The organism is Plantactinospora soyae (genome assembly GCF_014874095.1).
GTDB classification, from domain to species: domain Bacteria; phylum Actinomycetota; class Actinomycetes; order Mycobacteriales; family Micromonosporaceae; genus Plantactinospora; species Plantactinospora soyae.
The window spans coordinates 7,242,053-7,262,995 of the sequence record NZ_JADBEB010000001.1; the positions used below are offsets into that span (position 1 = coordinate 7,242,053).

Genomic DNA, 20,943 nt, shown 5'->3' on the forward strand with positions numbered 1-20,943 from the left:
CTGCCGGCCGTGCACGGTTGTCTGGAGGGGCCGTGCACGGGGCAGCGGTTGTTCCTTGCGGTCTAGCCGGTGGTGCAGGATCTGATCTGGGGGCGGGCGCTGGAGTTGCCGTTTGTCATGGTGGTGAAGCCGAAGGTGTTGCCGCTGCCGTTGGAGCGCATTGTCAGTACGGTGTTGTTGCTGCTCAGGCTGGCGCTGCCGCTCCAGGTGGTGGTGATCTGCTGTGGTGCGGTGACGGCTGCTACCACGGTCCAGCTACTGGCGCCGCTGACTGTCAGCGAGGTGTTGTACCGGTCGCCCCAGACCGTGCCGGGTGTTACCGACGCGGTGCAGTTTCCACCGGGCGGTGGCCCTGTGGGCGACGTGGTCGGCGTAGGCGTAGGCGAGGTGGTCGGCGTGGGCGATGTCGTCGGCGGCGTGCTGGTGTTCAGGCCGAAGAAACGGATCGCCTCGGCGGCGTTCACCGGAAGATTGTGCGGCACGCCCTGCAAGCTGATCGCCTCGACCGGGGCCTGCCCGCCACTGCCCCCGTACCGGGTGCGGGTGTAGCCGGACTGCGGGGTGTCGGTGAAGGTGGGTGTCTGGCTCAGCCCGTGCAGGTTGGTCCACTGCTTGATCTCTTCACCGAAGTTGGGATAGCGCAGCGTCTCGTCGTTCGTGCCGTGCCACAACTGCATACGCGGCCGGGTACCGGTGTAGCCCGGGTACGCGTTGCGGACCAGGTCACCCCACTGCTGGGCGGTACGGGTGATCTGGCCGTTGGCGCACTCGCTGTTCCAGGTCGAGCTGCCGGTCGTCGCGAAGCAGCCGAAGGGCACGCCTGCGAACGCGGCGCCGGCCTTGAACACGTCCGGATAGAGCCCGAGTAGGACGTTGGTCATCATCGCGCCGGACGAGGTGCCGGCGGCGAAGATGCGGTTGGGGTCGGCGTTGTAGCGCTGCTGCACGTAGCTGACCATCGACCTGATCGAGACCGGGTCGCTGCCGCCGTCGCGTCGTAGTGCCTGTGGGGAGTAGACGTCGAAGCACTGGCCGCTGCGGGTCGCCGACGGGTATATGACGATGAAGCCGTACTGGTCCGCCTGGCGGGCGAACTGAGTGCCGGAGTAGTAGGCAGGCCCGGTGCCGGTGCAGTAGTGCACGGCCACGAGGATGCCCGGATTGGCTTGGACCCGGTCCGGTACGTACAGGTGCATGCGCAGGTTGCTCGGGTTGGTGCCGAAGCCGGTCACCTCGGTGAGCGTGGCCGCGGATGCCGGTGGCGCGATCGTGAGCGTGGCGGCCACGAGCGCGATCGCGAGGCCCGCGGCGCCGGTCAGGAATCGTCTGAGTCTCATATGGGTTGGTCCTCCCGAACCGTTGGGTGCCGGTTGGCTGAAGGGGTGCGCTGGCCCGCTGGCCGTGCGTGGTTACCGAAGGGCCGCGCACGGCCAGCGGCGGTTCTTAGGGTTTAACCGGCGGTGCAGGAGTTGATCTGGGGTCGGGCGCTGGAGTTGCCGTTCGTCATCGTGGTGAAGCCGAACGTGTTACCGCTGCCGTTGGAGCGCATCGTCAGCACGGTGCCGTTGCTGTTCAGGCTGGCGCTGCCGCTCCAGGTGGTGCTGATCCGCTGTGGCGCGGTGACGGCCACCACCACGGTCCAGCTGCCGGCGCCGCTGACCGTCACCGAGGTGTTGTACCGGTCACCCCAGACCGTGCCCGGGGAGGTCGACGCGGTGCAGCTGCCACCGGGCGGTGGTGTGGTCGGCGGCGGCGTGGTCGTGGGCGGAGGGGTCGTGGGCGTGGGGCCGGTGGGCGGTGGGGTGGTCGGTCCGTCGGTGAGGACCGGGGTCTGCCAGTCGCGCCACTCGGCCAGGTTGCCCTGTTTGCGGCTGGAGATCCGAATCGTGCCGGCGGCGTTGCCGGTCTTGAGCAGATGCTTCTGGATGTTCTGCTGCAACGGGGTTCGCCACTCGGAGCGGCTGGCGCAGTGGGTGCCGTCGGAGACGTCCGACCAGTAGGTGATGTTGTCTCCCGCCCCGAGTGCCTTGTAGATCTCGGCGCCGGCGAGGGCGGCGTTGCTGCCGGAGCGGGCGGCGAGCCAGTCGATGTGTGGGTTCTCCATGACGAACAGGCCGCGGGGTGCGACGAGGCCGATCATTTGGTGGGTGTCGACCGGCAGCCCGCTGGGGTTGCTGGTGTAGGCGCTGAACGCGTCACCGAGCCAGGGCTGCTCGCCGTAGGCGCTGGACAGCGGTTGGGAGCCGGACTCGCCGGGGATGCCGCGGAAGATCGGGGCACCGCCGGAGCCGGACTCGATCGGCATGGTCAAAGCGATCCGTTGGTCGAACGCGCCGATCACGAACGCGCCCTTGCCGTAGCGGGAGCAGCCGGTCACCCCGGTCGCGTCGGGGCGGAGGATGGTGCCGCCGGACTGTTCGATGACGTCGATGATCCGGGACACCCCCCAGGCCCAGGCCATCAGGATTCCGGTGCTGCTGTTGGCGCCATAGAGCGTGTAGAAGGCGCCCTGCTTGTTGTTGCGGGGGGTGCCTTCCCGGCCGACGGCCAGGGGGTCGTAGTTGATGACCGCGGCGCCGGCGTTGCGGATGGTGGCGGTGTCGGCGCCGAACCCACCCAGGACGACGACGGCCGGGAACGGGCCGGTGCCCGACGGCAGTTGGACGCTGGCGGAGAAGCTGGCGTTGCGGCCCTGGTCGGACACGTTCACCTGGATGCTCGTGTTCGAGACGGTGCCGCTCACGGTGGCCGGTTTAGCGGGCTTCTGCCCGTACACGGTCCGCTCGGCCAGTTCCCGGGTCTCGGCCCGCCGGCATCGCCATTCGGCTTTGGTGGTGATGCGCGTGCCATCCAACTTCCGGAACGGGTCGGGCAGCCGGGAGCTGGCCGGTACGGACGTGTTCGGCACCGGGCAGTCGGCGCCCTCGTCTTCCACCGTGGACGCGGCGTGCGCGGGTGTGGTCCGGCCTATCACGGTTACCGTCCCGGTGACGGTGAGCGCCGCAACCGCGAGCGTGATGACCGCTGAACGTAGCTTCGAGCGGCCTGGGCGGAGTGTCATCGTGGCTCTCCTTTCAGGGTTGGCAACGGACGTTGAAATTGACCTTGAGGTACGTGGTGGGGGTAGCTGCGCCCGACCGCCGCAGCCGACACGTGCGCGGCTGCGGCGGGTAAAGCAGCGGGCCCGGCTGGATCCGGTCCGCCGCCGAGCGGTACGTGGTGCCCAACGCGGCCTCCTTGGGGTGACAGTCGTGGGGTGCGGGTGGGGCCCGACGCCGGTTGAGCTGAGGCATTGACCTCGCGCCACCCGTAGGCCGGAAGGTTACGGAAAGGTTTCGTGAAATTCAAGAGTATAGATTTGGGTGTTGACCTGGTCTTCCGCTACGAAAGACCAGGTCAGGCGTCGATCCTGCGGAGTCAGATGGGGCGATAATTTCCGCTACTCACCCGCAAAGGTCGGCTGCCTCGACAGCGAACACCGACCTCCCGAGGTTTCGTGACTATGTCCGACACGATCGCGCCTACGTCGACCCGTCGACACATCACTAACTGCCGGTGGTCTCGCCAGCGCGTTGAGCAGCTTAAATCAGTTGTTCAGCGTGATGTTCTTCGATGCCTGCGGCGGCCGTCGGCTGGACAAGCCACCGGAATCCAGGGTCTTGGATATTTCGGAAAAGTTTCGTAACCTAGGCCCCAGATGGCTTGGCACTCCCTCGCGACGGCCGGACCTGGCACACCCCCGACGGCAACATGAGCCGGCCCGCCGCCCGCCCCGTTGATCCGGAGGAGCAGATGCGCAAAAGATCGACTAGACCGCTACTGGCCGTTCTCACCGCGGTGGTGGTGGCGCTCGGTGGAGCCGTCCTCGCCGATGGCGCGGCCAGCGCCGAGTCCAACGGCGGCGTCCGCGTGATGCCGCTCGGTGACTCCATCACCGACGGGCTCACCGTGCCCGGTGGCTACCGGATCGGTCTCTGGCAGAAGCTCGTCGCCGGCGGTCACACCGTCGACTTCGTCGGCTCCCAGTTCAACGGGCCGGGCAGCCTCGGCGACCACGACCACGAGGGCCACTCCGGCTGGCGCATCGACCAGATCGACGCCAACATCGTCAACTGGCTGCGCACCACCACACCCCGCACCGTGCTGCTGCACATCGGCACCAACGACATGTTCGGCAACGCCGCCAACGCCCCCGCGCGGCTGTCCGCATTGCTCGACCGGATCACCAACACCTCACCCGGCATCATCGTGTTCGTCGCGACCATCATCCCGTTCCCCGCCGCCGACTCCGCCGTGCGCACGTTCAACGCCGCGATCCCCGGCATCGTCCAAGGAAAGGTCGCCGCGGGCAAACGCGTCCACCTGGTCGACATGTACCGCGCGCTGACCGCCGCCGACCTCGCCGACGGCGTCCACCCCAACGCGGGCGGCTACGAGAAGATGTCCACCGCCTGGTTCAACGCGCTGCGCTCCGTCCCGGACAGCCTCACCAACGGCACACCCTCGCCGACCCCCACCACCTCGCCTACGCCTACGCCGACCACGTCGCCCACAGGGCCACCGCCCGGTGGCAACTGCACCGCGTCGGTAACACCCGGCACGGTCTGGGGCGACCGGTACAACACCTCGCTGACAGTCAGCGGCGCCAGTAGCTGGACCGTGGTAGCAGCCGTCACCGCACCACAGCAGATCACCACCACCTGGAGCGGCAGCGCCACCCTGAGCAGCAACAACACCGTACTGACAATGCGCTCCAACGGCAGCGGCAACACCTTCGGCTTCACCACCATGACAAACGGCAACTCCAGCGCCCGCCCCCAGATCAGATCCTGCACCACCGGCTAGACCGCAGTGCACGCGCTGACCATCGACCCGTTCAACGCTGGTGCCGCACGACCCACTGGAGTGAACCGTGAAGAAATCCCAGATTATGGTGGTGGCCGCAGCGACCGCGCTGGTCAGCGTGGCGGGAGTTCTGACCGCCCCTCCCCTGTTGGCCGCAACGCCCGACATCACCGTCAACACCGCCTCGTCGTACCAGACGATCGACGGGTTCGGGGCCGCGACCCCGATCTTCAATGGCTCCGGCAGCCCGTGGACCACCGGCGAAACTCAGACACTCGTCGGTACCGGCCAGGGGCAGCTCGGCCTGTCGATCGTCCGGACCGTGGTGTCGCCGGTATCGAGCGAGTGGGGCCTGTACGCGAGCAGCCTGCAGACCGCGAAGTCCTACGGCTCCGACGTCAAGATTCTTGCCTCGCCCTGGACAGCCCCGGCAAACTTCAAGACGAACAACAGCAGAGTCAACGGCGGAAAACTCCGGACCGACTACTACGACGACTACGCGACACACCTGAACAACTACGTGCAGTACATGAAGAACCAGGGTGTCACAATCGACGTGACCTCGGTCCAGAATGAGCCGGACTGGCACCCTGACTACGATTCGATGGACTGGACCGGCGCCGAGATGCGGAACTTCGTCCGCGACCAGGGCACCAAGATCACCGATACCAGGCTCATGGTTGGCGAATCCTTGAGATTCGCCCGCCAGTACTCCGACCCCAGCCTGCAGGACGCCACCGCGCGCAACAACATCGGCTACGTCGGCGGCCACCTCTACGACGCCGAGAACAGCGGAAACCTCTCCCCGTACCCGCTCGCGGCCCAGTACGGCAAGAACCAGTGGATGACCGAGTGGAACCTGCACGCGGCCGACGGGAATGGTTCGAACATCTGGGGCAACCCCAGCAACACGACTGTCTGGAACGAGACCCTGGACGACATCATGCGGACCGTACACAGGTCGATGGAGTCCGGTTGGAGCGCCTACGTCTGGTGGTACGGCCGCCGCTTCTACTCCTTCATCGGCGACGGCGAGTCGCAGTACGGGACCACGAAGGGCGCCGTTCTCAGACGCGGTAACGCGTTCTCGCAGTACTCCAAGTACGTCCGACCCGGCGACAAGCGGGTCGCCCTCTCGAAAAGCTCAAGAGCTTCCTCCCTGGAGGTCACCGCCTACCAGGGCAGAGGCAAGGTCACACTGGTGATTCTCAACCGCTCGAACAGCGCGGTCAACAATGCCGTCATCCAGACCCCGCAGAGCATCTCGAACGCCGAGTACACCGTCACCTCACAAAACCTGGGCGCCGCGTCACAGCCGGCGAATCTCGACGACGGACAGGCGACCATCAGCGTCCCTGCGCGAAGCATCTCCACGATCACCCTCACCAACGGCCCGACCACCCCGCCGACCGGCCAGCCCACGACCAACCCGACCACCCCACCGTCGACCACACCCCCGCCCACCACCCCACCGGCCGGCGGTAGCTGCACCGCGTCGGTCACCCCGGGCACCGTTTGGGGCGACCGGTACAACACCTCGGTAACGGTCAGCGGCGCCAACAACTTCACCGTGGTCGTAGCCGTCACCGCACCACAGGCGATCACCACCAGCTGGAGCGGCAGCGCCAGCCTGAGCAGCAACAACACCGTACTGACAATGCGCTCCAACGGCAGCGGCAACACCTTCGGCTTCACCACCATGACAAACGGCAACACCAGCGCCCGACCACAGATCAGATCCTGCACCGCCGGCTGACCACACCAGGCCCTGTCCCACCCGGATCGCCGAGCTGCCCCGAGTCTTCTGACGTCATCCTGGACATGTCCGTGCGACCCGGGCCCGAAGATCCGGGCCCGGGCGTACGTTACCTACGCTTCGTGACTCGTGTTGATCACAGTGCGTCGGGTCGGTGCCGGGACAGAGTTGGCGGCACCGGTCTTCGACGCTGCCGGTCAGCGAATCTTCTTCGTCGCCCGCTTGCGGGGCGGCGTCAACAGCTCGGCGATCGCCGCGATCGCCGACGGCACCAGGCGGTAGTACGCCCAGACGCCGCGCTTCTCCCGCTCGAGCAGGCCGGCCTCGGTGAGGATCCGAAGGTGATGACTCACGGTCGGCTGGGAGAGCCCGAGCGGCGCGGTGAGATCAGACACTGACGCCTCGCCCTCCGGAGCGGCCTGGATCAGACTGAGCAGTCGCAGCCGGGCTGGGTCGGCAAATGCCTTGAGCACTCCCGCGAGCCGCTCGGCATCGGCCCGCTTGATCGGTTCGCCAGCGAGCGGCGAAATGGCAGGCGTCGTAGTTTTCGCAGTTCCCACGTCTTGCATCGTTGCAGCAACGCCACCGGTGGGCCGGTGAAACGAGTGCTAAATCACCGTCAGCTCGGTTGGGAGCCTCTGCATCCGTTCGGGCTGGGCCGGCATGATGAGCTGCGGATCGAGGGCGGTGCCGGTGTGCCCGGGTTGGTGGTCGTCGGGGTTGGGCAGGCTGGCTTGGCGGCGGGCTACTACCTGCGCCGCGCCGGCCCGGCTCTCGTCATCCTCGATGCGCAGGCGCGGCCGGGCGGCGCGTGGCGGCATGACTCACGTTCGACCCAGCACCTGCCCGGCGCAACTTGCACAGACCGGGAGAGGGTCGCGAACCCGACAAGCTACCGGTAGCCGTCAAGGCCGAGTAGCGGTCCGAGCGCCTGGGCGGCCATGACGACGCCGACGATAAGGACCAGGGTCGCGGTGGCCCATGGGGTGACGGCGGCGAGCCTCGCTGAAGCGGTGCCGATCCGGTGGGCGAGGCGTCCGTTCAGGTGGACGAGGAGGAGTCCGGCGGCGGTGAGGGCGGTGGCCATGCCCAGGCCGTAGGCGATGACGAGCAGGACTCCGAACCAGGTACGACCCAGCGCGATCGCGCCGAGCAGCGCGATCAGGGCGGATGGGCTCGGTACGAGGCCGCCGGCGACGCCGATGCCGATCAGTCCTCGGAGGATTCCGATGACGAGTACGCCGATGGTGTGGGTGGCAGTGACGGTGATGCCGACGGTGATCGCGTCGCGGTAGGTGCCTTGGCGGCCGGCGATGTAGGCGGCCATGACGGTTTTGCCGTGCCCGGGTAGGGCGGCGTGGGCGGCGCCGAGGAGGAGGGCGAGCAGGATGCCGAGTAGTCCGGCCAGCGGGGTGAGCTGGTCCGAGCCGACGAGGGTGTTGAGCCGGTCCCCCGCTGCGCTCATCGCGCGGGTCAACGGCCCTGCGATCGGGACTAGTGGTGGGGCCATGGCATCGGTGCCGGTGGTGCCCGGGGTGGTGCGGAGTTCGACTGTTCGCTGGTCCAGGGGCGAGGCGAGCAGGTCATCGGGGTGGCTGCGGAGTTCGTCGCTGATGCTCGTCGTGGGAACCGGGGGATCCCTGATCGCTACCGCGTGGCTGGTGGCAGTGATCTCGTGCCAGCCGATCCGGTCCGGTTGGTAGCTGTCCCGGAGGGTCACCGTGGTGGGACTACGTAGTACGGCGGCAGGCGGAACGACGACCGGCAACTGCCGCCAGGAGCAACCGGTCCGTCGCACGTACAAGATCGCGTCCACGACCGACCGCCGTGAGTTCTCCTCCGACCGGCCGAGCCACCTGGGCAGCGGCACTTAGGCTTTCGTTGGTCTTGATCTGGCTCACTTGGTGGCCGTCGACCGTGGTACGTTTCACGCCGAGCAGGGTGAGATCCGGTCGTGGTCCACTTCTGTACTGGGCCCCGCGATGTACGTCCGGTGCCCTAGTGTCCTGAGTCTTTGATTCGTTTGCAGTACGTCGCGAGGCTGGTCAGGATCTCGTCCGCGGTCTTGGTCCAGACGTACGGACGTGGCTGCTCGTTCCACACGGTGAGCCACGCCCGGATGTCCTTCTCCAACGCCACCACGCTGCGGTGGACACCCCGGCGAATGAGCTTGTTGGTGATCTCGGCGAAGAACCGTTCGACGAGGTTGAGCCAACTCGCGCTGGTCGGGGTGAAATGCAAGTGGAAACGCGGGTTACGCAGCAGCCACCGCTTCACCGCCGGGGTCTTGTGGGTGGCGTAGTTGTCCAGCACCAGATGCACGTCCAGGTCTGCGGGCACCGAGGCGTCGATCTTCCGCAGGAACCTCAGGAACTCCTGCTGCCGATGCCGACGGTGCACCGACCCGATCACCGTCCCGCTGACCACGTCCAACGCCGCGAACAGACTCGTCACACCCGCCCGCAGATAGTCGTGACTACGCCGCTCCGGGACGCCGGGCTGCATCGGCAACACCGGCTGCGACCTGTCGAGGGCCTGGATCTGCGACTTCTCATCAACACACAACACCAACGCCCGCTCAGGAGGATCGAGATACAGGCCCACCACGTCACGGACCTTGTCGACGAACAACGGATCCGTGGACAACTTGAACGACTCGGCCCGCCACGGCTGCAACCCGAACGTGCGCCAGATCCGCGACACCGTCGACTGCGACAACCCCGTCGCCGCCGCCATCGACCGACTCGACCAGTGCGTGGCATTACGCGGCATCGACTCCAACGTCTCCACGATCACCCGCTCCACCTCAGCATCACCGACCCGCCGTGGCCGACCAGGCCGAGGCTCGTCATACAACCCATCAACCCGATGAACGACGAACCGCGACCGCCACGTGCCGACCGTCGGCAACGAAACACCGAGCAGCCGCGACACCTCACTGTTCGACAGACCCCGCCCGCAAGCCAAAATGATCCGCGCCCGCATCGCCAACGCCTGCGCCGTTGACCGCCTTCGCGTCAACGCCTCCAACGCATCCCGCTCCGCACCCGTCAACTCCAGCAGGGCCAACTTCGGCCCACGACCATCACCCATACCAGAACTAACAGGAAACTACGGACTCAGGACACTAGGCCGTGTCTGACAAAGCCTAGAGCTGAGCAGCATCCCCTTCAGGACTGGTCCCGGTGTGATTCAGGGATACTTCGCGTATGCGCCGCCATGCCTTCGCCTTGATCCCCTGCCTGCTGCTGGCGGGCTGTTCCGCGGGCGAGGCCGCCGCACCGTCGGCGGCTCCCGCCACGACCGCGTCACCGGCCCCATCGCCCGCCACGTCGGCGCCGACACCCGCGACGACCGCGATTCCGACCGAACCGCTCCGGCTGACTGTTGAGATGACCCGGCCTGGGGCGCGACTGCGGTTCGGCGAGAAGGCGATCGTGCCCGTCCGCCAGTATTACCCCCTGCTGAAGACCTACGCCGAGGGCGTGCTCGGCATCGTGGTGCAGCGCATCCAGACGACCCCGGGTTCGGAGGTCCAGGGCAACTTCGGCGGAGACAGCAGGGCGGTACTGAAGCGCCACACCGCGTACTACGCCAAGATCATCATCACCAACGAGAGTGGCAATGCCTTCTCGCCGGACACGCCGCGCTTTACCGGCGAGTTCGGCGACTTCGGTCCCGCCGTCACCGTGACCGGCGAGATGCGGCTGCCGAGCTGCCGAGCTGGGCACCCACCCGATTCCGACGAGTTCGATCGCAAGGGCGCCGAATGGAAGACCTGCTTGCTCGCCGTGTCATCACGTTCCCGCCCCATGACGGAGGTGCGGTACGACGACCCACCGTACGGCAAGGAGATTCAGTTCGAACAAGACCCGTCACCGGACTTCAACAAACACTACGACCTCGGAGCGATCGCCTGGTCCTAGGCACTGTCGGTTAAATGATCATAGTGGCGAGAGCTGGTCCCGCTGGATGATCGTTGTGGTTCGTCGTGGAGAGTTGACCGACCGGGCATGGGCGCTACTGGAGCCGTTGATGCCCGTTGTCGATGGCAGGGGTCGTAGGTGGTGGGATCATCGGCAGGTGATCAACGGGATTCTGTGGCGGTTGCGGACCGGCTCGCCGTGGCGGGACGTCGCGGAGCGGTACGGGCCCTGGCAGACCTGTTACGAGCGGTGGAAACGCTGGGACCAGGACGGCACCTGGGCCCGTCTGCTGGAGGTCATGCAGGTCAAGGACGACTCGCTCGGGACGTTGGGCCTGGAGGTGATCTCCATCGATTCCTCGATCGCCCGCGCTCACCAGCACGCCGCTGGGGCGCGGAAAGAGAGGGGGCCGGCCCTGCGTGGGGACGACCGGACAGGTTGATCAGCAAAGCGGGCAGGACGCCCAGGCACTGGGCCGATCCCCTGGTGGAGCGCTGCTTCTCCAAGTTCAAGCAGTTCCGAGCCATCGCCGCCCGCTTTGACAAACTGGCCAGCCGCTACCGCAGCGGGCTACTGCTGGCCAGCCACATCCTGTGGCTCCGCCACACCGAATTGCCAGACACCGCCTAGGTCGAGGCGGCGTCGGACGTACGGCGGGGTAGGGACGCGATGTGGCCGTAGAAGTTGCGGATCTCGATGACGACGCGGTCGAAGTCGTCCAGGTTGATGGGTTTGGTGACGTACGCGTTCGCGTGGGCGGCGTAGCTGGAGACGATGTCGCCGGTCGATGACGAGGTGGTGAAGACGATCGCCGGGATGGAGCTGAGGTCCTCGTCGGCCTTGATCTGGTGGAGGACCTGCCGGCCGTCGACGCGAGGCATGTTCAGGTCGAGCAGGATGAGGTCCGGTCGTGGCGCGTCGGCGTACGGGGCCTCGCGGCGGAGGAAGGCCAGGGCGTCGGCGCCGTCGGTGACGTGGTGCAGGGTGCTCGGGATGCTGTGGTCGGCGAAGGCGTTTTCCACGAGCGCGAGGTCGCCGAGGTCGTCTTCGACCACGAGTACCTGCAGGAGCGGAGGATTCATGGTTACGGCCTCGCTTCCTTGCTGTTGATCGTCCCCGGGTGCGGCGGTGATCCCTGGGTTGCGGTGTCGCCGGGCATCGGAACGTGGATGACGAGGATGGCGGTGTCGTCGCTGACGTGGCCGTCGGTGAATGTCATGACGGCGTTGTCGATGGCGGTGGCGAGCTGTTCACCGAAGGTCGCCTGGGTGTCGGCGAGCACCTGGTGGAGGCGGTCGGGGCCGAACATGTCCCGGTCACCGGCGCGGTGGCCCTCGGTGACACCGTCGGTATACAGCACGAGGCTGTCACCGGGCCGGAGCAGGGTCCGCTGATCGTGCAGGGCCGGGTGGGGCAGCCAGCCGAGGATGAGGCCGTGTCGGCCCAGTGGCTCGACCGTACCGTCGGCGCGGCGGATCAGCGGGGCGTCGTGGCCGCCGCAACTGACCCGGGCGGTTACCCCGTCCGGGTGGGGGCGCAGAGTGGCGTAGACCGCGGTGAGGTACTGGCTGCTGTCGGTGTACCAGGCGCGTAGGGCGGTGTTCAGCGTGGCGAGGTTGGTGCTGGGCGTGGCGCACCGTACTGCGGCGGCGCGCAGCGTGTAACGGGCCAGGGCGGTGGTTTTGGCTGCTTGTGGGCCTTTGCCGGAGACGTCGCCGACCACAGCGGCCCACGCCCCGCGTACCGAGGGGAACACGTCGTAGAAGTCGCCGAGCACATCTGTGCCACCGGCACCGCGCCGGTACCGGACGGCAACCTCGACGCCGGGCACCTGCGGCAGGTGCGGCGGTAGCAGGCTCTCCTGAAGCGTGTCGGCGAGTTGGCTCGCCTGCGCGCCGACCTCCTCGGCCAGGGCTGTCGCCGCCTCGGCGATCGCGGTGGCGTGCTCAGCCTGGGCGGTCGCCGCCCGCGCCACGTCGACGGCCTCCCGTAGGGCGATCTCCCCGGCCGCCGCCTGCGCCAGGGTGGACAGCACATCGACGTCGCGCCGGGTCCACTGCCGCACGGCGGTGTCGACCGCGCAGAACGTGCCGAGGACCTGCCCGTCCGGGGAGTGGATCGGGAAACCGGCCCACGCGGCGACGCCCATCAGCTCGATCGACGGGTTCCCTGCCGTGCGCACGTCTGAGCGGGCGTCCGGCACGATCAACTCCGTGCCGGAGCCGATGACGTACTGGCAGAACGACTGCTCGACCCTGTTCTGCCGATCGGCGGGATCGTCACTGTCCACCCCGACGCAGCTCTTCCAGAACGACCGCGTGTCGTCCGCGATCGTGACGAACGCGAACGGCGTACCGAGCAGCGTGGCCGCCAGCCGGGTCAGCCGGTCGAACGCTTCCTCCGGCCCGGTGTCCAGCAACCCCGTCCGGCGCACGGCGGCCAACCGGCCGCTGTCGAACACCAACGCCGGTACGTTCGTCGACACCGTCACCGTCCCAGCCGTTCCACCCGCGCCGGCCCGATCACGAGGCCGGCGGGGGCGCCGGAACGGATGCGCGTCCGAGCGTCGTCCACCGTCGAGTCCTGACCACGAGGGCACACCCGGTCCAGCAACTCCCACAGCTGCCCCACCGTGGCCCGCGCACCCGCGAGGTCGGCACCCACAGCGGCAGGCACGATTGCCGCAGCCGGCCGACCGTGCTTGGTCAGCACCGTGACCTGACCCAGCAGATCGGCGCGGGCGACCAACTCCGAGAAACTGGCCTTCGCTTCCCGTAGCGGCACCCACACCATCGCACCGCTGTCACGATCACCGCTCGCCATGTGGTCAGTATGACCCCAACCGAAGAACACCCAAGGATCACTATCTGCACCTCAGTCAACACCGGGTAGGAAGCTGACCCCTATTGCCTCAGCGGCGAGAGATCCGCCGCCCAAGGATGTGCCGAAAGCACACCAGACGTACCTTTGAGATCGCCTCCGAGGACTTTCGATCTGAGCGAAAAGTCCCGCCGCCGCCGGGCTGCTGCCCCCGCCGTCGCCGGGGCACACGCGCGGCGCGGACACTATGAACTCGGACACGACGCGCCACCGGCGCTAGGGATCGCCGCGGCGTCCACCGAACTCGCCCGAGCGATCTGATCCCCATCGGATACCGAACTCAGCGTGTCCATCGAACTGAGAATGCAACAGCGCCTCGCGAAGAGGCTACGACCGCGCGCCACGACGTGCAGCCCCGCCCGGGCTAGCAGGTCCGGGCAGGGCTGTGTCCGGCAGCGGGGCTGCCTCCGGGTGGATCGATCTGCCAGGTGCGCTCAGGAACCGAACCTGACCTGGTACGTGGTCTCGGCGCCGCTGCCGGGCATGACCCTCCCCTCCTGGTCCGAGGCAGCGTCGACCGTACGGTCACCGGGCCGGACGGGACCGCCGACTCGGTCGAGAACATGAACGTGATGGCGCGGTTGGCACCGGGCAGGAGCGGCTCCGAGATGCAGAGGATCTTGTCCGGACGGCGCAGCACCATCGGGCATGGCCAGGTGGCCGACCAGTCCTGGTTCTGGCCGTCGACCGGGAAGGTGATCATCGGGCTCGCGGCGGTGGCGTCACCGGTGTTGGTGATGGTCACCGTGGTGCTCCCGGTGCGGGAGCCAGATCCGCCCACTGGTCCGTAGACGAGGTCGGTGGCGGCGATGCCGAGTGTGGTGAACCCGGCCGGCGGCATCGCCGGTCCGGAGATGTCGATGTCGAACGAGAGGTTGTTGTTCGCGGGCGTCTTCTCCGGCACCACTCCCGTGCCCTCCCACCGGGTCTCCAGGTGGCCGCTGGCCCGCACCACGCCCGGCTCGGCATCGGCCGGCGCCTCGAAGAGCAGGTCGAAGGTACGCTCTTCGCCCTGCATGAACGATCCGCCCGGTACGTCGCAGCTGTCATGGCAGGCCACGGTTACAGGGTCGGTGCCGACGAACCGGACGCCGGGTGCGGACGCGTCGACCGAGAGCCGGTTGTTCGCGGCGTCGCCGTCGTAACGGACCGTCGCCCGGACGCGGCCCTCGAACCGGCTGTTGGACTGGCGGACCAGGGTCACCTCGTCGTCGGCGAGCGTGATGGACGCCTTGGCGACGGTGTCCTGCTTGTACGTGCGCGGGTTGTGCAGGCTACCGGTGGTCGACCGGAACAGCGTGGAGAAGTTGCCCCACCGGCTGTACGGCGCGCCGACGCCGTCGGCGATGGCGACCCGTCCGCCGTCGACCTGCATGGCGTACGGCCGGGTCTTGGTGAGGGCACGGAACTTGATCTGGAACGTCTGGCTCGACTTCGGCGCGATTCCGCTGAGAAAACAGTCGTAGGTCAAGCGCGATCCGGCGGAGTCGAAGTCGGGCTGACAGAACGGCTCGAGCGCGAATGTGTCGTAGGACCCGGCGACCGGCTCCTGGAAACACAGCCGGAAGTGCCCGGCCTCCGTACCCTCGTTCTTGACCGTGATCTGCAGGGCGGGGTGGACGCCGCGATCGCCTCCTCGGTGACGGCGATGGCGGCGATGGCGGCGTACTCGTGGTTGGCCGATGAGTCGGTGGCGTGATCACCGGCAGGTCATCAATACAATCTGTTGGATGGAGTGGACTTCGACAAACTCGCCGTCCGGTACCAGGCCACTGTCCACCTCCTCGCGATCAACGAGTGGTTCCACCACCACTTCACCCCCATATCCGCAGCCCACGCCTGCGGCACCCGGCAACGCCTGGATGCCGAGTTCAGTTGAGGTCGGCGAGGATGTCGCGCAGGTTCTTCATGGCGTGGTGGGTCTGACTGGTCACGGTGCCGGCAGAGCAGCCGAGCATGAGCGCGGTCTGTTCGACGCTGAGATCCGCCCAGAACCGCCAGGCGATGATCGCCCGTTGTCGCGGCGCCAGCTGGTTGACCGAGTCGATCAGTGTGCTCCGGTCGACCACTGCCTGGTCGAGATTGCGGTCACCCGGCACCGCCGCGACATCCTCCGGCAGTTCGCCCTGCGCGATCTCGTATTTCCACCGCTGTAGTCGACGTTCGCTGACATAGGTGTTCCGCAATGCCTGCCGGAGGTACCCGGTCAGCTTTTCGTGCTCGGTAAGCCGGTCCCACCGACGATAGAGCTTGTGCAGGGTCACCTGCACCAGGTCTTCGGCGAGGTGCCAGTCGCCGCACAACCGGTAGGCCTCCCGGTGGAGCCATGGACGGACGGAGCGGGCATACGAGTCGAAGTCAGCCTGGCTACTCATGATCTCCCCGTGGCGCCAGTTATGAGGTTCTAGGTGGCGCGATGCAGTGTTTTCGGCATCGACCGCGTGTAGGTGATTAGAAGGGCGTAAGCGAAGCCGGCTCACATAGACGTTATTGGGGAAGGCCGGCGTTTTGGTCGATGTGTCTGCTTCGCGACGCCACGGTCAAGTACTCCAACAAGCACTCACGGGGAGGGCTAAGTGACAACAAGATTGATCATGGCTGGTGGGTTGGTCGCCGCGATGGTGGCCGTCGGCACCGGGCTGACCGCCGCGCCCGCGATGGCCGCCGCGAACGACCCCGCCGCCATCACCTCACTGGCTGCGGCCGCGGCCGACCGGGCCGCCGCCACGGAGGGTATGAAGGCCGCCGCCACGCCGGGCACCAAGGTGGAATTCGCGGTGCCGGTCGTCGAGGGCCGGGTGGACGTGCGGTTGCCGAAGGACGCCACGGCCGCGGTGACGATCCAGGTCGGCTCCGCGACCATCGCGATGGAGTTGCCGAGCGTGGGGGCCGCCAAGGCACACCGGACGTCTGCCGACACCACCGTCCGGGACGGCCGTAAGACGGATCTCGTCCTGCGCCATGCGGCCGACGTCGCGCAGGTCATGACCGTCCTAACCGACGACACCGCGCCGACGTCGTACGTCTACCGGTTCCGCGGTGCCGAGCTGGTCGCGCTGCCGCAAGGCGCCGTCGCGGTGTTCCAGGACAACCAGGCCGCTGGCGTCAGCGGCCACGCCGCACTGGTGCGCGCGCCGTGGGCGACCGACGCCACTGGCAAATCACTGCCCACCAGCTACGCCGTCGAGGGTGAGTACCTGACCCAGCGGATCGACACCACCGGGGCGGTGTTCCCAGTCGTGGCGGACCCGAGCGTCGACGTCGAGTCGGTGCTGCCGCCGGTGGCCGTCATCACCCTGAACCCGGCGGATCAGCGCATCATCCTGTCCTCCGGCGGGGCGGCGGTGGGCGCGGGACTCGGCGCCCTGATGTGCTCGTCGTTCCCGGTCGTCGGCCAGGCACTGTGTGCTGCGGCGGGCGCGCTCATCGTCACGGCCGTCAGTGAGGCGTTCAAGGAGTACGGCGTCCACGAGGGCTGCGACTGGAAGGTTCGCTATGAACTGCTCGGCGGCGGCGTGACCGACCTCTGGCGCGAGGGCAGCTGTTAGTGTGACAAAGGTCCGTTTTTCTGGAGGTGCACATGCGCATCAGTGAAAGGCAGAACCCAACCGTCAGGTCGCGATCCATGGCGAGGTTCGTGGGCCGGTTCGTGACGATGCTCGGTGTCGTGATCCTCTTCAGTGGGATTGCCGCCACCGCGGCGTATCTGTCACAGGCGTACCGGGAACCGAACCCGCGCGGTCTCGTCACACTCACGCTGGTCGCCCTCGCCACGACGATTTTCGGCCTCTGCGTTCGCCAGCGCCTCCAGGACAACCGATGAAGCTCAACCGGACACAGATCTTTGGTTTGTCCTGGATAGGCTTCAGCCTGTTCTTCGTCTTCCTGCAGTACCTGTTCAACGACACGACAAGCGGTTTCGCGATCTTCCTCAGTGCCGTGGCGGCGATCCCGGTGGCGGCTCTGTTGGCCTACCGGGCGCGCCGGGCACGCCAGCGCTAGTTGGTGACCGAACCGACGGAACGCAACGGTCCCTAGGGGAATACTCCCCTAGGGACCGTTGACGTCGGACGATTTCCTGCCGACCACCGCGCTGCATCCCCATGACCACGCGCCTTCGCGAAGTGGGTCAGCTGTAACGAGGCCAGCAGACCCACGGCCAGCGGACCGAAGATGGTCGCCTCCACCTCCTGGGTGGGAGCGCTTGCCAAGGCCGCCGGCGCCACCGACATCATCGTGGTGGCACCGGGCAATGCGCAGCACCCGCCGGATTACGACCCAAAGCCGAGCGCCCTGGCCGCCGTCACCGACCCGGCTTCGCCGCGAAACTGATCCAGCCCAGGACGCCAAGGTCCTGGGCCGGAGTAGTGCCACGGCTGTCGGCCGTGCGATCAGGAGATGTTGATGTCACTGCACCACATGTAGGCCTGGTCGAGGTGCGACGCCTGCCAGATCACGAACAGAACGTGAGCTCCAGTGCGTCCGGAGGTCGAGACGTTGAACGAGATGTTCTGCGCCGGCGCGTAGCGCCCGGTCGTCGTGATCAGGTCGAGGTTTCCCCAACCGACGCTCTGGGTGGCCGGGTTGAACCCCTGCTTGGTGACGTAGACCCGGAAGTAGTCGGCACCGTGGCTGGCCTGGTCGTACAGCTGAACCGTGAAGCTGCGGCCGACGTTGCTCCTCTTCCACGCACCGGCCCGGTTCACGCTGTTGTTCCTGGACAGGCCGTTGCTGCACAGCTGTCCGTCGGGGGTACGGGCTTGGAACTGTCCACCGAGACCATCCCGCAGCGCGCTCATCCAGTTCCACATGGTGTCCGGGTTGGCCTGGAATGCCTGGTAGCACATGGGGTCCTGTTGCTGCATGGCAGGGTTCGTGTGGTTGTTGCCCCAGTCCTGCCAACACTGGTAGGCCCGAGACCTTGGGTTGATGATGGTCCCGTGGGCTTGGGCTACGCCGGCCCAGGGCAGTACGCCCACCGTCATGGCGAGTACCAGGGCAAGCACTCGGACGGGCTGGCGGACGGCCGACCGGAATCGCCCACCGGGTTGATCGAGGTTGCGTGAACGCATGATGCCTTCTCCGTTCTTCGGCGGCGGGAATCGCCGTGGGAGCGCTTCCGTGAGTATCACATCGACGGACTCCGATATCAAGAATGATCTGATTGATATACGTGTGCGTTGAGTTGCCGGAGTCACCGTTACGCCGATGAGCCGGCTCGCCGAGGTGCCCGTTGCGCTCACGTGCCGATCACCCCGGAATACCGCCTGGACCGCTCCGGCACAGCCGCGCACCTCCGGTCGGTCCGCTCGTCGCCGACCTCTCGGGCGATGCCGGCCACACCATCAAGCGGGACGCAGCCACGAGCAAGGGGTCGAGGACGCACTCTAGACTGAACCGTTTCACACAGTGGACGCCGAGCAGCCCGACCGGGTTTCATCTCTGCCGACCTTGGGGTGTCGCCGACACTTCCGGTGCCCGGAAGTGCCGACATCACCCTCTTGACTTAATCGGTTAAGCAAGGCAGGCTGCCGATCCATGACATAGATGTCTCTGGATCTTTTCAGGGAGGTTACGGATGGGACATCGAAAGCTGCTCACCCTCGGCGCCGTGGCGACCGCCTTCGGGCTGGCCCTGGTCGCGGGTCCAGCTCAGGCGGAACCCGCGCCGAATGGGTACCCGTACTGCAACAACGGCAGCGCCAGCGATCCCGACGGGGACGGCTGGGGCTGGGAGAACAACCAGTCCTGCGTCGTCCGCGGAAGCCGCGCCGATCCCGCCGCAGGCACCGGCGGCGGCAGCAGCGCCGCCTGCCCCTCGGGTGCTACCTGCGGGTCGTACACGGTCAGCGGGCTCGGCAACCGCAAACGGGCCATCACCGGCGCCGGCGGCGACACCCTCGACCTCGCGATCGCCATGCTCGAAACCGAGAACATGACCACCAACTACCCGTACGGCGACAACAAGAGCGGCGACGCGGCAAACTTCGGCGTCTTCAAGCAGAACTGGCACATGCTGCGCAACGCCTGCTCCCGCTTCCAGGGGCAGTCCTCCGGCAACTACAACAACGGCGCCGCGCTCAACAGCAACCTGAGCGCCGACATGCAGTGCCTCAACCAGGCGCAGGGTTACTACGGCATCGACCACTGGTTCGCCGGACACCGCAACGGCGAGACCGGGTTGAACAACCCCAACACGGCGGACATCCAGCGGTACCGCACCGGCGTCCACTGGATCCGCGACCAGATCAACGCCAACGGTGCGCAGGGCAACGACACCCGCTACTGGGTGAACGTTCCCCCGATCTGACTCCACGATTCTGCTTCCCATGATGGCGGCCCGGGCGAACTCGACCTCGCCCGGGCCCTTCGCTGCCCACCAGGAGTTCCCGCACGGCTGTACAAGCAAGGCACGTGGCGACGGCCACGACAACGGTCGGTGCGGTCCTCTCCGCCAGCGCCATCTTCGCCGCCTCGGCCTGTGCGGCGCCGGGATGCCCGCTACCGGCTCGGCCGCACATCCGCCGACCTACTGAACGGCTCCCGGGCCTGCCGGACCGGTCCGATCCGCCCAGGTCCGGCGGGCACCCTTTCGACCGGCGAGCCCGGTTCGGCGTTCGCGATCGCCGCGCCTCTGCCGTCCTGCCGATCCGAACCTCAGGGGTTCCAGTCCACGAGAACCTGCACGCGGCCGAAGCGTTGCGCGATCAGGTCATCGCGTTGGATCGCCCAGAAGATGCTCGCGCCCGCGCCCGGCCTGCTGACGTTGCACTCGGCCAGTAGGACCCAGTCCTCGGCGTTGGGTGATGTCGTGCCGGCGGGTCGGTAGCCCGACCGCTCCGCCCTGATCGCCACGCTGGCGGCTGTCCCGACAGGATCGCCGCCGTTGTAGTCCGTGCCGTATCCGCCCAACAGCATCGGCGCTCCGCCCCACTGGTTCTCCCACACTTCGGCCAGTTCCTCGGAATGGGGATGTCCAGGGACCGGTGCCGCCCACGGAGGTGCCTGGAGCTCGACCGTGCCGACGAAGGGCAGCGAGACATCGACCGTAAGGTGCAGCTCGCCCTCTGGAAGCTCCCGGTAGACCCCGGCATACTCCGGCTCGTCGGGCGGGAAGGCGGAGGGGTACTTCTGTCGCTCCTCGACGGCCGCGCCGGCCGGCACGTACACCACGTCGCCCATGCCGTCCTCGTCAGGCCAGCCGAAGAAGAGCAGCCGGCCGTCAGACGGCAGCGGAAGATCCGTCACGCCCGTCGGAAGGGCCGCGCAGTCGATGGTGGCGAGAAGGGGGCACTCGGGGTCCTCGGCGTCGGCAGGCAGCATTACCGGACCGCCGAACCGCCCCACGACCGGGCCATCCCCGCCCTCCGTCAGGAGCGCGCACGGGCGGACGAGGTCCATCCATCGCTCCACGTCGGCGGCCGGGATGTTCCTCCGCAGCGCCTCGGCGCGAATCTGGTCGAGGATCTTCACATTTCGCGAAATCACGGGAGAACGATAGAGCAGAGGCGCGACACTTTTCGGTGCCCTGCAACG

The 20,943-nt window shown here is 67.2% G+C and carries 24 protein-coding genes and 1 pseudogene; 12 read left to right on the top strand and 13 right to left on the bottom strand.

What is annotated here, in order from left to right:
- Positions 1-62: 62 nt before the first annotated feature.
- Both H4W31_RS31720 and H4W31_RS31725 read right to left on the bottom strand, forming a co-directional pair.
- Positions 63-1,337: an extracellular catalytic domain type 1 short-chain-length polyhydroxyalkanoate depolymerase gene (locus H4W31_RS31720; RefSeq protein WP_192769984.1), complete on the bottom strand. Its 1,275-nt coding sequence runs from the start codon at positions 1,335-1,337 to the stop codon at positions 63-65.
- Between the two features lie 113 nt (positions 1,338-1,450).
- Complete coding sequence (locus H4W31_RS31725; RefSeq protein ID WP_192769985.1) at positions 1,451-3,061, bottom strand: glucuronyl esterase domain-containing protein; 1,611 nt, start codon at positions 3,059-3,061, stop codon at positions 1,451-1,453.
- A gap of 641 nt (positions 3,062-3,702) precedes the next feature.
- On the opposite strand from H4W31_RS31725, the gene H4W31_RS31730 reads away from it, so the two are divergent.
- A complete protein-coding gene (locus tag H4W31_RS31730; RefSeq protein WP_318783518.1) occupies positions 3,703-4,845 on the top strand; it encodes a GDSL-type esterase/lipase family protein in 1,143 nt (380 codons plus the stop codon).
- Positions 4,846-4,912: 67 nt separating this feature from the next.
- The gene (locus H4W31_RS31735) at positions 4,913-6,601 is read left to right on the top strand and encodes a glycoside hydrolase family 30 beta sandwich domain-containing protein (RefSeq protein WP_318783519.1); all 1,689 of its coding nucleotides are present in this window, start codon (positions 4,913-4,915) and stop codon (positions 6,599-6,601) included.
- A gap of 197 nt (positions 6,602-6,798) precedes the next feature.
- Here H4W31_RS31735 and H4W31_RS31740 read toward each other — a convergent pair whose 3' ends face one another.
- Positions 6,799-7,170 (bottom strand): ArsR/SmtB family transcription factor, encoded by a 372-nt coding sequence (locus H4W31_RS31740; protein ID WP_192769986.1) that lies wholly within the window; start codon positions 7,168-7,170, stop codon positions 6,799-6,801.
- A gap of 39 nt (positions 7,171-7,209) precedes the next feature.
- Positions 7,210-7,422: a hypothetical protein gene (locus tag H4W31_RS43935; RefSeq protein WP_264084279.1), complete on the bottom strand. Its 213-nt coding sequence runs from the start codon at positions 7,420-7,422 to the stop codon at positions 7,210-7,212.
- On the opposite strand from H4W31_RS43935, the gene H4W31_RS31745 reads away from it, so the two are divergent.
- A complete protein-coding gene (locus H4W31_RS31745) occupies positions 7,354-7,503 on the top strand; it encodes a hypothetical protein (RefSeq protein WP_264084233.1) in 150 nt (49 codons plus the stop codon). The genes H4W31_RS43935 and H4W31_RS31745 overlap by 69 nt on opposite strands.
- Here the strand turns inward: H4W31_RS31745 and H4W31_RS31750 are convergent.
- The gene (locus H4W31_RS31750) at positions 7,494-8,471 is read right to left on the bottom strand and encodes a transposase (protein ID WP_318783520.1); all 978 of its coding nucleotides are present in this window, start codon (positions 8,469-8,471) and stop codon (positions 7,494-7,496) included. The two genes, H4W31_RS31745 and H4W31_RS31750, sit on opposite strands and share 10 nt — an antisense overlap.
- Before the next feature lie 128 nt (positions 8,472-8,599).
- Positions 8,600-9,694: an IS630 family transposase gene (locus H4W31_RS31755; protein WP_192769988.1), complete on the bottom strand. Its 1,095-nt coding sequence runs from the start codon at positions 9,692-9,694 to the stop codon at positions 8,600-8,602.
- 116 nt (positions 9,695-9,810) lie between these two features.
- Here H4W31_RS31755 and H4W31_RS31760 point away from each other — a divergent pair, with 116 nt between their 5' ends.
- Both H4W31_RS31760 and H4W31_RS31765 read left to right on the top strand, forming a co-directional pair.
- Positions 9,811-10,527 (top strand): hypothetical protein, encoded by a 717-nt coding sequence (locus H4W31_RS31760; RefSeq protein ID WP_192769989.1) that lies wholly within the window; start codon positions 9,811-9,813, stop codon positions 10,525-10,527.
- A 46-nt stretch (positions 10,528-10,573) separates the two neighbouring features.
- Positions 10,574-11,066: pseudogene (locus tag H4W31_RS31765) on the top strand (IS5 family transposase); the annotation flags it as partial.
- Between the two features lie 87 nt (positions 11,067-11,153).
- Here H4W31_RS31765 and H4W31_RS31770 read toward each other — a convergent pair.
- The 4 genes from H4W31_RS31770 to H4W31_RS31785 form a co-directional block, all read right to left on the bottom strand.
- A complete protein-coding gene (locus H4W31_RS31770) occupies positions 11,154-11,609 on the bottom strand; it encodes a response regulator (protein ID WP_192769990.1) in 456 nt (151 codons plus the stop codon).
- 2 nt (positions 11,610-11,611) lie between these two features.
- Complete coding sequence (locus H4W31_RS31775; protein ID WP_192769991.1) at positions 11,612-13,012, bottom strand: PP2C family protein-serine/threonine phosphatase; 1,401 nt, start codon at positions 13,010-13,012, stop codon at positions 11,612-11,614.
- 2 nt (positions 13,013-13,014) lie between these two features.
- Entirely contained in the window at positions 13,015-13,350 is a 336-nt protein-coding gene (locus tag H4W31_RS31780) for a type II toxin-antitoxin system prevent-host-death family antitoxin (protein ID WP_192769992.1), read from the bottom strand.
- A gap of 421 nt (positions 13,351-13,771) precedes the next feature.
- Positions 13,772-14,878: a COG1361 family protein gene (locus H4W31_RS31785; protein WP_192769993.1), complete on the bottom strand. Its 1,107-nt coding sequence runs from the start codon at positions 14,876-14,878 to the stop codon at positions 13,772-13,774.
- A gap of 96 nt (positions 14,879-14,974) precedes the next feature.
- Between H4W31_RS31785 and H4W31_RS43940 the strand changes: the two genes are divergently transcribed.
- Both H4W31_RS43940 and H4W31_RS31790 read left to right on the top strand, forming a co-directional pair.
- Positions 14,975-15,106, top strand: a complete 132-nt coding sequence (locus H4W31_RS43940) for a hypothetical protein (RefSeq protein WP_264084098.1) — start codon at positions 14,975-14,977, stop codon at positions 15,104-15,106.
- Positions 15,107-15,133: 27 nt separating this feature from the next.
- Entirely contained in the window at positions 15,134-15,286 is a 153-nt protein-coding gene (locus H4W31_RS31790) for a hypothetical protein (protein ID WP_192769994.1), read from the top strand.
- On the opposite strand, the gene H4W31_RS31795 is transcribed toward H4W31_RS31790, so the two are convergent.
- Complete coding sequence (locus H4W31_RS31795) at positions 15,279-15,782, bottom strand: SigE family RNA polymerase sigma factor (protein WP_192769995.1); 504 nt, start codon at positions 15,780-15,782, stop codon at positions 15,279-15,281. The genes H4W31_RS31790 and H4W31_RS31795 overlap by 8 nt on opposite strands.
- Positions 15,783-15,983: 201 nt before the next feature.
- On the opposite strand from H4W31_RS31795, the gene H4W31_RS31800 reads away from it, so the two are divergent.
- From H4W31_RS31800 to H4W31_RS31815, 4 genes are all read left to right on the top strand, one after another.
- A complete protein-coding gene (locus tag H4W31_RS31800; protein ID WP_192769996.1) occupies positions 15,984-16,955 on the top strand; it encodes a hypothetical protein in 972 nt (323 codons plus the stop codon).
- Between the two features lie 32 nt (positions 16,956-16,987).
- Positions 16,988-17,230, top strand: a complete 243-nt coding sequence (locus H4W31_RS31805; protein WP_192769997.1) for a hypothetical protein — start codon at positions 16,988-16,990, stop codon at positions 17,228-17,230.
- Positions 17,227-17,409 carry a hypothetical protein gene (locus H4W31_RS31810; RefSeq protein ID WP_192769998.1) on the top strand — a complete coding sequence of 61 codons (183 nt, stop codon included), beginning with the start codon at positions 17,227-17,229 and terminating at the stop codon, positions 17,407-17,409. Before H4W31_RS31805 ends, H4W31_RS31810 begins: the two co-directional genes overlap by 4 nt.
- A gap of 171 nt (positions 17,410-17,580) precedes the next feature.
- Complete coding sequence (locus tag H4W31_RS31815; protein WP_192769999.1) at positions 17,581-17,739, top strand: hypothetical protein; 159 nt, start codon at positions 17,581-17,583, stop codon at positions 17,737-17,739.
- 59 nt (positions 17,740-17,798) lie between these two features.
- Here the strand turns inward: H4W31_RS31815 and H4W31_RS31820 are convergent, their stop codons facing one another.
- Entirely contained in the window at positions 17,799-18,479 is a 681-nt protein-coding gene (locus H4W31_RS31820; RefSeq protein WP_192770000.1) for a lytic polysaccharide monooxygenase auxiliary activity family 9 protein, read from the bottom strand.
- Positions 18,480-18,985: 506 nt separating this feature from the next.
- On the opposite strand from H4W31_RS31820, the gene H4W31_RS43290 reads away from it, so the two are divergent.
- Complete coding sequence (locus H4W31_RS43290) at positions 18,986-19,717, top strand: carbohydrate-binding domain-containing protein (protein ID WP_225945775.1); 732 nt, start codon at positions 18,986-18,988, stop codon at positions 19,715-19,717.
- 347 nt (positions 19,718-20,064) lie between these two features.
- On the opposite strand, the gene H4W31_RS31830 is transcribed toward H4W31_RS43290, so the two are convergent.
- Entirely contained in the window at positions 20,065-20,880 is an 816-nt protein-coding gene (locus H4W31_RS31830; protein ID WP_192770001.1) for a YwqG family protein, read from the bottom strand.
- Positions 20,881-20,943 lie beyond the last annotated feature (63 nt).

What these genes read in the sequence shown, in the direction of transcription:
- H4W31_RS31795 (WP_192769995.1), bottom strand. Translation starts at nt 15,782, where the DNA reads ATGAGTAGCCAGGCTGACTTCGACTCGTATGCCCGCTCCGTCCGTCCA.
- H4W31_RS31780 (WP_192769992.1), bottom strand. Translation starts at nt 13,350, where the DNA reads ATGGCGAGCGGTGATCGTGACAGCGGTGCGATGGTGTGGGTGCCGCTA.
- H4W31_RS31755 (WP_192769988.1), bottom strand. Translation starts at nt 9,694, where the DNA reads ATGGGTGATGGTCGTGGGCCGAAGTTGGCCCTGCTGGAGTTGACGGGT.
- H4W31_RS31760 (WP_192769989.1), top strand. Translation starts at nt 9,811, where the DNA reads ATGCGCCGCCATGCCTTCGCCTTGATCCCCTGCCTGCTGCTGGCGGGC.
- H4W31_RS31720 (WP_192769984.1), bottom strand. Translation starts at nt 1,337, where the DNA reads ATGAGACTCAGACGATTCCTGACCGGCGCCGCGGGCCTCGCGATCGCG.
- H4W31_RS31770 (WP_192769990.1), bottom strand. Translation starts at nt 11,609, where the DNA reads ATGAATCCTCCGCTCCTGCAGGTACTCGTGGTCGAAGACGACCTCGGC.
- H4W31_RS31815 (WP_192769999.1), top strand. Translation starts at nt 17,581, where the DNA reads ATGGTCGCCTCCACCTCCTGGGTGGGAGCGCTTGCCAAGGCCGCCGGC.
- H4W31_RS31725 (WP_192769985.1), bottom strand. Translation starts at nt 3,061, where the DNA reads ATGACACTCCGCCCAGGCCGCTCGAAGCTACGTTCAGCGGTCATCACG.
- H4W31_RS43935 (WP_264084279.1), bottom strand. Translation starts at nt 7,422, where the DNA reads ATGCCGCCACGCGCCGCCCGGCCGCGCCTGCGCATCGAGGATGACGAG.
- H4W31_RS31820 (WP_192770000.1), bottom strand. Translation starts at nt 18,479, where the DNA reads ATGCGTTCACGCAACCTCGATCAACCCGGTGGGCGATTCCGGTCGGCC.
- H4W31_RS31810 (WP_192769998.1), top strand. Translation starts at nt 17,227, where the DNA reads ATGAAGCTCAACCGGACACAGATCTTTGGTTTGTCCTGGATAGGCTTC.
- H4W31_RS31740 (WP_192769986.1), bottom strand. Translation starts at nt 7,170, where the DNA reads ATGCAAGACGTGGGAACTGCGAAAACTACGACGCCTGCCATTTCGCCG.
- H4W31_RS43290 (WP_225945775.1), top strand. Translation starts at nt 18,986, where the DNA reads ATGGGACATCGAAAGCTGCTCACCCTCGGCGCCGTGGCGACCGCCTTC.
- H4W31_RS31805 (WP_192769997.1), top strand. Translation starts at nt 16,988, where the DNA reads ATGCGCATCAGTGAAAGGCAGAACCCAACCGTCAGGTCGCGATCCATG.